The 12,132-nt window shown below is 43.2% G+C and carries 9 protein-coding genes; 5 read left to right on the forward strand and 4 right to left on the reverse strand.

All coding sequences use genetic code 11. From position 1 onward, the window contains the following. Positions 1-109 precede the first annotated feature (109 nt). Positions 110-2,425, reverse strand: coding sequence for a Tex family protein (locus DK415_RS06750; RefSeq protein ID WP_109432991.1), 2,316 nt, complete (start codon positions 2,423-2,425; stop codon positions 110-112). A 116-nt stretch (positions 2,426-2,541) separates the two neighbouring features. Between DK415_RS06750 and greB the strand changes: the two genes are divergently transcribed. Continuing rightward, positions 2,542-3,021 carry a transcription elongation factor GreB gene (gene greB, locus DK415_RS06755; protein ID WP_109432992.1) on the forward strand — a complete coding sequence of 160 codons (480 nt, stop codon included), beginning with the start codon at positions 2,542-2,544 and terminating at the stop codon, positions 3,019-3,021. 46 nt (positions 3,022-3,067) lie between these two features. Here the strand turns inward: greB and mreD are convergent, their stop codons facing one another. From mreD to DK415_RS06770, 3 genes are all read right to left on the reverse strand, one after another. Then, the gene (gene mreD / locus DK415_RS06760) at positions 3,068-3,556 is read right to left on the reverse strand and encodes a rod shape-determining protein MreD (RefSeq protein WP_109432993.1); all 489 of its coding nucleotides are present in this window, start codon (positions 3,554-3,556) and stop codon (positions 3,068-3,070) included. Further along, positions 3,556-4,623 (reverse strand): rod shape-determining protein MreC, encoded by a 1,068-nt coding sequence (gene mreC, locus DK415_RS06765; RefSeq protein ID WP_109432994.1) that lies wholly within the window; start codon positions 4,621-4,623, stop codon positions 3,556-3,558. The genes mreD and mreC overlap by 1 nt, the downstream gene beginning before the upstream one ends. A 68-nt stretch (positions 4,624-4,691) precedes the next feature. Beyond that, the gene (locus DK415_RS06770) at positions 4,692-5,747 is read right to left on the reverse strand and encodes a rod shape-determining protein (RefSeq protein WP_109432995.1); all 1,056 of its coding nucleotides are present in this window, start codon (positions 5,745-5,747) and stop codon (positions 4,692-4,694) included. Positions 5,748-5,985: 238 nt separating this feature from the next. On the opposite strand from DK415_RS06770, the gene rnr reads away from it, so the two are divergent. The 4 genes from rnr to glpQ all read left to right on the forward strand — a co-directional run bounded on the left by rnr (position 5,986) and on the right by glpQ (position 12,093). Further along, the gene (gene rnr, locus DK415_RS06775; RefSeq protein ID WP_109432996.1) at positions 5,986-8,373 is read left to right on the forward strand and encodes a ribonuclease R; all 2,388 of its coding nucleotides are present in this window, start codon (positions 5,986-5,988) and stop codon (positions 8,371-8,373) included. Beyond that, on the forward strand, positions 8,366-9,103 hold the full coding sequence (gene rlmB / locus DK415_RS06780) for a 23S rRNA (guanosine(2251)-2'-O)-methyltransferase RlmB (RefSeq protein WP_109432997.1): 738 nt from the start codon (positions 8,366-8,368) through the stop codon (positions 9,101-9,103). The genes rnr and rlmB overlap by 8 nt, the downstream gene beginning before the upstream one ends. A 305-nt stretch (positions 9,104-9,408) precedes the next feature. After that, positions 9,409-10,851, forward strand: a complete 1,443-nt coding sequence (gene glpT / locus DK415_RS06785) for a glycerol-3-phosphate transporter (protein WP_109432998.1) — start codon at positions 9,409-9,411, stop codon at positions 10,849-10,851. Between the two features lie 156 nt (positions 10,852-11,007). After that, positions 11,008-12,093 carry a glycerophosphodiester phosphodiesterase gene (gene glpQ, locus DK415_RS06790; protein ID WP_109432999.1) on the forward strand — a complete coding sequence of 362 codons (1,086 nt, stop codon included), beginning with the start codon at positions 11,008-11,010 and terminating at the stop codon, positions 12,091-12,093. Positions 12,094-12,132 lie beyond the last annotated feature (39 nt).

The raw sequence follows: 12,132 nt of genomic DNA on the forward strand, positions 1-12,132 counted from the left end.
TCATTATGTTGATAAAACGAATCTGATGAAAACACAATAAAAAATGACCGCACTTTAGTGAAATAAAGTGCGGTCATAATTTTAAATATTTTTAGTAAACTAGCATTTACTATTTCTTCCAATTCTTCAACGCATCCACAAAGGCATTGCCCATCGCATTATTTGCTCGTGGGTTGCTACGGTCTTGGCGGACATTATCTGAACGCGGTTTTGCGGATAAAGTGCGGTCAGATTTTCCGTCATTTTTCACCGCACTTTCATCTAAACGCATTGTTAATGCAATACGACGACGCGCCACATCCACTTCCAATACTTTCACTTTCACGACATCACCGGTTTTCACCACTTGATGCGGATCTTCCACGAATTTATCGCTGAGAGAAGAAATATGAACCAAGCCATCTTGGTGCACCCCGATATCTATAAAAGCACCGAAATTAGTCACATTGGTTACCGTACCTTCTAAGATCATGCCGGCTTTTAAATCTGTAATTTCTTCCACGCCCTCAGCGAAGGTGGCAGTTTTAAATTCACCGCGCGGGTCACGTCCCGGTTTTTCCAATTCTTTGAAAATATCCTGAACCGTCGGCAAACCAAATTGCTCATCGGTAAACTGTTTTGCATCAAGCTGGCGCACTAAACCGGCATTACCCATTAAATCCTGAATCGATTGCTCCGTTGCTTGCAGAATTTTTTCTACCACCGGATAGGCTTCCGGATGCACTCCTGACGCATCTAATGGATTGTTGCCTGCGGCGATACGCATAAATCCGGCACATTGTTCAAAGGCTTTAGGGCCTAAACGAGGAACTTTTTTCAGTTGCTCACGGCTGTCAAAACGCCCGTTTTCATCACGGTATGTCACAATATTCTGCGCTATCGTTTTGGTCATCCCCGCTACTCTCGCCAATAACGGCACAGAGGCGGTGTTTAAGTCCACACCAACAGCGTTTACACAGTCTTCCACCACCGCATCTAGTTTACGCGCTAATTGACTTTGATTCACATCATGTTGATACTGCCCAACACCAATGGCTTTCGGCTCGATTTTCACCAATTCCGCCAACGGATCCTGCAAACGACGGGCAATGGATACTGCGCCACGCAAGGATACATCCAAATCGGGAAATTCCTGCGCAGCCAATTCGGAAGCGGAATAGACGGAAGCACCCGCTTCGCTCACCACCACTGTTTGTGGTTTATGTTCTTTAATTTCCTTAATCACGTCTTTGGCAAAACGTTCTGTCTCACGAGAAGCTGTCCCATTCCCAATGGCAATCAATTCTACGTTATGTTGTTTAATTAATTGGAAAACAGACAACATCGCACGCTCCATCTGCCCGGTGTGCGGATAAATGGTATCGGTTGCCAATAACTTACCGGTGTTATCCACCACCGCCACTTTCACCCCGGTACGCAGACCTGGGTCTAACCCCATGGTGTTCTTGGCGCCTGCCGGAGCTGCCATTAAAAGTGCGGTCAGATTTCGTGCAAACACATCAATGGCTTCATCTTCCGCTTTCTCACGCAAGGTCGCCATGAGTTCTGTTTCCAAATGCAAGGCCACTTTAATTTTCCATGTCCAAGCAATCACTTGCTCACGCCATTTATCCGCTGGCTGACCGGTGAAACGAACACCTAAATAATCACGAATAATCTCTTCGCAATAACTTTGACGACTCCCTTCTTCCGCTTCCGGATCGGCATTCAAACTTAACTGTAGAATACCCTCATTACGACCACGGAACATCGCCAACGCTCGGTGAGACGGCACATTTTTAAGCAATTCCTGATGGTCAAAATAATCTTGGAATTTCGCCCCTTCCGCCTCTTTGCCTTCAATCACTTTAGAAACAATCAGCGCATTTTTGCTTAAATAATCGCGCACCTTTGCCAACAATCCTGCATCTTCGGCAAAACGCTCCATCAAAATATAGCGTGCACCATCTAATGCAGCCTTAACGTCAGCGACGCCTTTCTCCGCATTCACATAATCAAGTGCGGTGGTTTCCGGCACTGTTTTTGGCTCGTTCCAAAGTAAATCCGCCAATCGCTCAAGGCCAGCTTCAATAGCGATTTGGCCTTTGGTGCGGCGTTTTGGTTTGAACGGCAAATAGAGATCTTCCAATTCGGTTTTGCTTTGCGTTGCTTGAATTTTATCGCGCAATTCAGCCGTCAATTTGCCTTGTTCCTCAATGGATTTCAGAATGGTTTGACGGCGGTCTTCCAATTCACGCAAATAAATTAAGCGGGTTTCAAAATGACGTAATTGCGTGTCGTCCAAACCTCCTGTGGCTTCTTTGCGATAACGGGCAATAAAAGGAATCGTGTTGCCATCGTCTAATAATTGAATGGCGGCAAGAATTTGACTATCGCGAACATTTAACTCTTGTGCGATAAGTTGGCTAATTTGCTGATTTAACATGATATGTACTTCTTTCTTAAGAATGAAAAAACGGGCATAGCATACTGTTTTTGCGCAATAGGCTCAAATGTTTGTTCCTTTTTCAGTATAATTTTACGGCAATTGAGGACAGGATTATGGCAAAGTCAAATTACATCACCCGACAAGGTTGGAATGTGCTGGATCGGGAATTAAAATTTTTATGGAAAGAAGAACGCCCACAAGTCACCCAGGCAGTGTCTGATGCTGCTGCGTTAGGCGATCGCAGTGAAAATGCAGAATATATTTACGGTAAACGCCGATTGCGGGAAATTGATCGCCGTGTACGCTTTCTCACTAAACGGCTAGAAGTGCTACAAATCGTGGATTATTCGCCAAAGCAAGAAGGCAAAGTATTCTTTGGCGCCTGGGTGGAATTGGAAAATGAAGATGGCGATATCAAACAGTATCGCATTGTCGGTTGTGATGAATTTGATCCAGCAAAAAATTGGATTTCCATTGACTCACCGGTGGCGCGTGCCTTAATTGGTAAAGAAGAAGACGACGAAATTACCGTAGAAACCCCTTCCGGTAAAATCCAGTTATATGTAAATCGTATTTGGTATGAAAAGGGGTAGCCAAGGTAAAGTGCGGTAAGAAAATTCAGTGAATTTTCTGCGCACATTAACTCAAACTTAAATAACGACGGATTTTTCTGAGAAGTAAGAAAATCCAAGGCCAAAGCACACCACTAGCCAACGCCCCGAAAATTTCTTGCCAGTTAAAATTGGCGCTATGCAAAACAGATTCAATCAAGAAAATACTGACTCGAATAGCAAAAACAAAGCCCACCAGTAACAAACTTTGCATCCATAAGGAAAGGTTGCGCAACCGTAAATGATGTCGAGTAATGAGATACGCGAATAAGGACATCACTAAGGCATGCACACCGAGTGTTGAGCCAAGCACCATATCCCAGATAATACCGATAATAAACGCCCACCCAATACTGACTTTATGCGGAATTGACAACGCCCAATAGGCAAATACCAAAACAATCCATGCCGGTTTAAAACTCTGAAAACCGGATGGCCATGGCGCCAATTCCATCACTAAAGCAATCGCAAAAATTGCCGTCAACACAAGACATTGAAAGAAAAATCGACCTTGCATTAATCTTCCTCTCTGTGAGATTGGTTTGGTAACGGTGGATGATTCATCTCATTTTGCGAATCCGTTGGTGCTTCTGCCGGCATGTATTCACTCGGTAATGGCGATGTCATATTATTACTCGGGTCATTCTCTACCGGTACAACGGTTTTCTTCACTTTATTGGCTTCAGCCCCTTGATTATCAAGACGTTGTTGGACTACCTTACGCACGTCTTCCGGCGTAATGGTTTTCGCTTTACGCATATCTTCATTCGTTGGCCACAATAAAAGCACATAACGCAATTTATCAATAGAAGCCAAGGGTTTTGCCGTGACCGTCGCAAAATAATTTTTTCCATTTCTGGAAACTGATTCCACGATCGCCACCGGATAGCCTTCCAAGAAACGCCCGCCTAAACCGGATGTTACTAATAAATCGCCTTTTTGAATATCAACGGAACGCGGCACATTATCTAACGTCAATTCATCACTATGGCCTGTTCCGTTAGCGATTAAACGTACGTCATTACGCAATACTTGAACCGGAACCGCATGAGTCACATCGGTAATCAACAAAATACGACTGGTGTTTTCCCCCACCGAAATAATTTGTCCAACGACGCCTTTCTCATCAATCACCGGCTGACCGACATAAGCCCCGTCTTTTTCACCTTGATTAATCACGATTTGTTGACGATAAACATCTGTTTCGGCAGTCAACACTTCTGCAATTTTTTTGTATTCGTCGGTTCGTAATGGTGAATTTAGCAATAAACGTAAACGTTGGTTTTCAACTCTGAGTTGATCAAGCAAAAGTAAATCGGCATTTTTTTCACGCAATTGCTCTTTCAACACGCGATTTTCAATTTGCAGTTTATTGGTATCCACCAAATTATCAGAAACCCCATCTAACACCGCACGCGGCGTATTCGCTAAATAATAGAGACTCCCGACCGCCGTTTCCAGAAAGCAGCGGGCTTGAATTATCGCGTTTGTTTGTCCGTCAGATAGGATTAAACCGACAGAAGCGGTAACCGCTAAAAAGAGTTTCAATCCTAAGGGAGGGGTTTTACCGAAGATAGGTTTCATTGTCGTCAATTCCGACTAAATAAAAGTGCGGTCATTTTTAACCGCACTTTTTTTCTTGTTCATCAAGCTTAAATTTCGTCGCTGAAAATATCGCCGCCGTGCATATCAATCATATCCAAGGCCTCACCGCCGCCACGAGCAACACAAGTCAACGGGTCTTCCGCCACAATGGTCGGTACGCCGGATTCCTTCGCTAACAACATATCAATATTGCGCAACAAAGCACCACCACCGGTTAACACCATGCCACGCTCAAAAATATCAGCTGCATGCTCCGGTTGGCATTCCTCTAATGCAGTGCGTACTGCCGCAACAATACCACTCAACGGTTGACGAATCGCTTCTAAAACATCTTGAGAGGTTAAGGTAATGGAACGTGGTGCACCTTCTGCAATATTGGAACAATGCACTTCCATTTGTTTCACCTCATCATCCTCTTGAAGATAAGCAATACCAATTTCTTGTTTAATACGTTCAGCGGTTGGTTCGCCAATAATGGAACCAAAGTTTTTACGCACATAAGACACGATAGCTTCATCAAAACTGTCACCACCAATGCGCACAGAAGAAGAATAAACGATGCCATTTAAAGAAATTACCGCGACTTCTGTCGTACCACCACCGATATCAATGACCATGGAACCTGTTGCAGTCGAAACCGGTAATTTTGCTCCAATGGCTGCTGCCATTGGTTCTTCAATTAAATACACTTCACGAGCACCAGCTCCCATGGCAGATTCTTTAATGGCACGACGTTCTACTTGAGTTGCACCTGCCGGCACACAAATCAACACACGAGGACTTGGACGCATGAAGTTGCCACTGTGTACCTGTTTAATGAAGTACTGTAACATTTTTTCGGTCACGAAAAAGTCTGCGATCACACCATCTTTCATCGGACGGATAGCTTCGATACTTTTCGGTGTACGCCCTAACATTTGTTTCGCTTCTCTACCTACCGCAGCAATGCTTTTTAATGAACCGCTACGATCGCGACGAATCGCAACGACAGATGGCTCATCAAGAACAATACCCTGTCCTTTCACATAAATTAATGTATTTGCTGTACCCAGATCGATTGAAAGATCATTAGAAAATAAACCGCGAATTTTTTTAAATAACATAGGAATTCCGTTAAACTGAATTGAATAAAGAATGCTCACTTTTGAGCGTCAGAAAATTGCGCTAAATGTACCAAAAAATGCGCGCCTATAACAGAAAATTTTATTTCATAACCGCAAAAAATTGAAATGTAATGGTGCTGTTTATGTATTTTTCGACAAGCCATTGAGCCTCAATTTCCCTTGCTTTAGGCAAAACAGCGTGTAAACTGACCGCACTTTAGTTGACGAAAAGAACATTATGGCGAAAAAAACACACAAAGCGATATTGCAAGATCCGAATTATGCGAAGGAATTGGCAAAATACGATAATCCGATTCCGAGTCGTGAATTTATTCTGCAAATTATTCGCAAACAGAATTCTCCTATGAGCAAAGAGGAGATTTTTAAAACCCTTGCCATTGTAAATGAAGAACAACAAGAAGCTATGCGCCGTCGTTTACGCGCCATGGAAAATGACGGTCAGTTAGTTTTCACCAAACGTAAATGCTATGCCCTACCGGAAAAACTGGATTTACTTAAAGGCATGGTGATTGGGCATCGCGAAGGCTTCGGTTTTTTACAAGTCGAAGGAAAAAAGGAAGACTTTTTCATTCCTAACGTACAAATGCAGAAAGTCATGCACGGCGATTATGTGTTGGCACAAGCAAACGGATTTGACCGTAAAGGTCGTCCGGAAGTACGCATTGTGCGGGTGTTGGAAGCAAACAAAAAACAAATTGTCGGTCGTTTTTTCCTTGAGCAGGGTATCGGCTATGTAGTGCCGGACGACAGCCGCATTACACGCGATATTTTAATTCCCGATAATGCCCGTCTTGGCGCACGTATGGGACAAGTGGTCGTGGTGGAACTCCACCCGCGCACGGCACCATTCTTTCAACCGATTGGCAAAATTACGGAAATTCTCGGTGAAAATATGGCGAAAGGCATGGAAGTGGAAATTGCCATTCGCAAGCATGACATTCCTCATGTATTCCCAAGTGCGGTGGAAAAACAACTTAAAAAATGGGCTGAAGACGTGCCTGAAGAGGCTAAACGTGGCCGTGTAGATTTGCGTGACTTGCCGTTAGTGACCATTGACGGCGAAGATGCACGTGATTTTGACGACGCGGTATTTTGCCAAAAACAAGGCAAAGGCTGGAAGCTTTGGGTAGCCATTGCCGATGTGAGCTATTATGTACGTCCGAAAAGCGCGTTGGACACGGAAGCCTATAATCGAGGCAATTCCGTCTATTTTCCGAATCGCGTCGTGCCGATGCTGCCGGAAAAACTCTCCAACGGCTTATGTTCGTTAAATCCACAAGTGGATCGCTTATGCATGGTGTGTGAAATAACGCTCTCTGCTAAAGGCAAAATGACAGATTATCGATTTTACGAAGCGGTGATGAATTCCCACGCCCGTTTAACTTATAACAAAGTGGCAAAAATACTGGAAAAAGACACCGCACTTTGTGAACGTTACGCCTCGTTAGTGCCTCATTTGCAAGATCTGCATGACATGTATCAGGCATTGGTGAAAGCACGCCAACAGCGCGGTGCCATCGAATTTGAAACCATTGAAAGCAAATTTATTTTCAATGCTTTGGGACGTATTGAACGTATTGAGCCGGTTGTGCGTAACGATGCCCATAAAATAATTGAAGAATGTATGATTTTGGCAAATATTGCGTCTGCCAACTTCATGGAGAAACATCAAGAACCGGCGCTATACCGCATTCATGCCGTACCAAGTGAAGAAAAACTCACAGCATTTCGTAGTTTCTTAGCGGAATGTGGCTTGAGTCTATCCGGTGGGAATAAACCGACACCGATGGATTATGCACAGCTACTTGAACAGATTAAACAACGTCCGGATCACGAATTAATTCAAACCATGTTGTTACGTTCCATGAGCCAAGCAGTTTACAACGCCAACAACATCGGGCACTTTGGTTTGGCGCTAGAAGAATACGCTCATTTCACCTCGCCGATTCGCCGTTATCCCGATTTAACCTTGCACCGCAGCATTAAATATTTATTAGCGAAAAAGAAAGGTTCTAAACGTAAAACCACCGACACCGGCGGATATCATTATCAACTTGAGGAAATAGATGTCTTTGGCGCACATTGTTCCTCCACAGAACGCCGTGCCGACGATGCCACCCGTGAAGTCGCCGATTGGCTAAAATGCGAATATATGCAAGATCATGTGGGCGAAGAATTTGACGGCGTGATTTCTTCCGTCACCGGTTTCGGCTTCTTTGTCCGTTTGAATGATCTGTTTATCGACGGCTTGGTGCATATTTCCGGTTTGGCAAATGACTATTACTTATTCGATATGCCGAAACAACGTCTTATCGGCGAAAACAGCGGCATGATTTTCCGTCTCGGTGATGCGGTGAAAGTGCGTGTGGAAGCCGTGAGTTTAGAACAAAAACAAATTGATTTTTCCCTCATTTCAAGTGAACGCAAGCCGAAACGTAGTAGTAAAACGGCACGAACGAAAGCCAAGAAAGCGGAAGTCAAAGCGCCTAAGAAAACAACAAACCAAAAGGCAAAAATAAACAAAAGTGCGGTCAAAAAAAGTCACGTTTCTAAAATGAAACCCAAAGCCGCCAAAACGAAGAAGGTAAAGAAAAAACATGAGTGAAACAATTTATGGTATCCACGCAGTAAAAGCGTTTGTCTCTAATCACCCGGAACGTTTAATTGAAGTGTTAGCACTAAAAGGCCGAGACGACCAACGTTTACAGCCTTTGATTAATGAAATTCAACGGTTGGGCATTTCCGTTCAATTTTTAAATCGTCAAACCTTGGATAAAAAAGCAGAAGGCGAAGTGCATCAAGGTATTATTGCGCGAGTGCACTCATTACCGGAATTAAATGAGCATGATTTGGATCTCTTATTAGAAACTCAAAACGCGCCTTTATTATTAGTTTTGGATGGTGTGACAGATCCACATAACTTAGGCGCTTGTTTGCGTACTGCCGATGCTGCCGGCGTAAGTGCGGTGATTGTGCCGAAAGATAAATCTGCGCAACTCAATTCTACTGCACGAAAGGTTGCCTGTGGCGCAGCAGAAAATGTCCCGCTTATTCGAGTGACTAACCTTGCCCGCACGTTACGTGATCTACAAGAACGACACAATGTATGGGTTGTAGGCACCGCCGGTGAAGCCACCGAAACCCTCTATCAAACCAAACTCACAGGGGCGTTGGCGTTGGTCATGGGAGCTGAAGGCGAAGGCATGCGCCGCTTAACCCGCGAACATTGCGATCAACTCATCAGCATTCCAATGGCCGGTTCGGTTTCTTCTCTCAATGTCTCCGTTGCCACCGGTGTTTGTTTGTTTGAAATCGTCCGCCAACGGTTAGGTTGATTTAGCGAGTGAGACATTGAAAAAGTGAGGCAATTTTTGACCGCACTTTTTCTCATCCAGATAAAAATAAGCGCTTAGAATAGCGCTTATTTTTTATTTCCCCCTACAATTTATGAGCGAAAATGAACAGCGGATGTTCATTTATCAATAATAAATATTTCGCATTCAATCAAAAGAGTGCTTATTTTTGTGATATTTCTCACAAAACCTCATAATTTTGCTTTCCTGTTTTTATATTTGCTTTATCATTCCTGCGTTCTTTTCATATAAAGACAATATTACTTATTTAACTCTTGGAGAATTTTATGTTTGGTCCATTTAAACCAGCTCCACATATTGCTGAGCTGCCGGCTGACAAAATCGATTCCACTTACAAACGCCTACGTTGGCAAGTATTCGCAGGGATCTTTTTCGGTTATGCCGCTTATTATTTCGTACGTGCAAACTTTGACTTGGCACAACCGGGCTTAATTCAAGCCGGCTTATACTCTAAAGCCGAATTAGGGGTTATCGGTTCTGCTGCAGGTTTGGCTTATGGTCTATCCAAATTCGTCATGGCCGGGATGTCCGACCGCTCTAACCCACGTGTGTTCTTACCATTTGGTTTGTTGCTCTCTGGTCTTTGTATGACCCTAATGGGTTTGTTCCCATGGGCAACGTCCGGTATCGCGATCATGTGGGTCATGATTTTCTTAAACGGTTGGTTCCAAGGGATGGGCTGGCCTCCATGTGGTCGTACTATGGTGCACTGGTGGTCTAAATCCGAACGTGGAACTATCGTGTCCATCTGGAATACCGCTCACAATATCGGTGGTATGATGCCGGGCGCCATGGTGTTATTAGCCAGCGCAATCTTCTTCAGCACTCATGGTGTTGAAGCACAAGCAAAAGACATTTGGCAACAATCCCTTTACTATCCGGGTATTGCAGCAATGTTCTGTGCTATTCCTGTATATTTTGTCATGCGTGACACGCCACAATCTTGTGGTTTACCTTCCATTGAAAAATGGCGTAACGACTATCCGGATGACTACAACGAAAAAACCTATGAAAACGACTTAACGGCAAAAGAAATCTTTGTTACCTATGTTTTGAAAAACAAATTGTTATGGTACATCGCGATTGCTAACGTATTCGTTTACTTAATCCGTTATGGCGTATTGAAATGGTCACCGGTTTACTTAAGTGAAGTGAAACACTTCAATATTAAAGGTACCGCTTGGGCATACACAATCTATGAATTGGCCGCAGTACCGGGCACATTATTATGCGGTTGGGTTTCTGACCATGTATTCAAAGGTAAACGTGGTTTAACCGGTTTCATCTTCATGATCTTAACCACTGCAGCAGTTGCCGCTTACTGGATGAACCCGGCTACACCGGAAGCAGAGTTAGCAAATTATGCTGCATGGTATGAAAACCCATATCAATTAACCGACTTCATCTTAATGACCTTAATCGGTTTCTTAATCTACGGTCCGGTTATGCTTATCGGCTTACATGCTCTTGAACTTGCACCGAAAAAAGCGGCAGGTACAGCAGCAGGATTTACCGGTTTATTCGGTTACTTAGGTGGTACAGTATCAGCTTCTGCCGTTATTGGTTGGGCTGCACAACACTACGGTTGGGACGGCGGTTTCTACGTCATGATCGGTGGTGGTGTTCTCGCGGTGCTCTTGCTCTTTATCGTCATGATTGAAGAAGGCAAACACAAAGCGAAATTAGGTGACACCTATGGCACTAAATAATTAAACAATACAAAGGCGCAAGCGAAAGCTTAGCGCCTTTTTTGTACCTCAATTTTATAAGTTAAATGATTTTATCCAACATAAGTTTCTGTCGCTGCATTTGGATAGAATCAAAAACACCCAAAAAATCAACCGCACTTTCAGGGAGAAATGCTGATGAAATTAAAAACCTTAGCCGTCACATTAATTGCAGCAGGCGTATTAGCCGGTTGTAGCCACCACCCCTCCATAAACAACATGAAATCAGACAAAATTATTATTGCCCACCGTGGTGCAAGCGGTTATTTACCGGAGCATACATTGGAATCTAAAGCGCTTGCTTTTGCACAACAAGCCGATTATTTAGAACAAGATTTGGCCATGACAAAAGACGGTCACTTAGTCGTCATTCATGATCATTTCTTAGACGGTTTAACAGATGTTGCGAAAAAATTCCCGAATCGCCACCGTAAAGACGGCCGTTACTACGTTATCGACTTTACATTAAAAGAAATTCAACGTTTGAATATGACAGAAAACTTTGAAACGAAGGAAGGAAAACAGGTCGCTGTTTACCCTGGACGTTTCCCTCTGTGGCAATCTCATTTCAAAATACATACCTTTGAAGATGAAATTGAATTTATCCAGGGTTTAGAAAAATCTACCGGTAAAAAAGTAGGTATCTATCCTGAAATAAAGGCACCTTGGTTCCATCATCAAAATGGCAAAGATATTGCTGTAGAAACTCTCAAAGTGTTGAAAAAATACGGCTATGACAAGAAAAGTGATCTAGTTTATTTGCAAACTTTCGATTTCAATGAGTTAAAACGTATTAAAACGGAATTACTACCGAAAATGGGCATGGATTTAAAACTTGTCCAGTTAGTAGCATATACCGATTGGCATGAAACGGAAGAAAAAAATGCCAAAGGTAAATGGGTAAATTATGACTATGATTGGATGTTCAAACCAGGTGCCATGGCAGAAGTTGTAAAATATGCCGATGGTGTTGGACCGGGCTGGTATATGTTAATTGACAAAGATAAATCCAAACTGGGGCAAATTGAATATACGCCTTTAGTGAAAGAATTGGCGCAATATAAGGTTGAATTGCACCCATATACCGTGCGTAAAGATGCATTACCTGAATTCTTTACTGATGTGAATCAAATGTACGACGCGTTGCTCAATAAATCCGGCGCTACCGGTGTGTTTACCGACTTCCCGGACACCGGCGTGGAATTTTTGAAAAAACAGAAATAATCTACGAATCAAATATGTGGATTAAGCATATTTAATTGC

Source organism: Aggregatibacter segnis, from assembly GCF_003130075.1.
Lineage (GTDB): Bacteria > Pseudomonadota > Gammaproteobacteria > Enterobacterales > Pasteurellaceae > Aggregatibacter > Aggregatibacter segnis_A.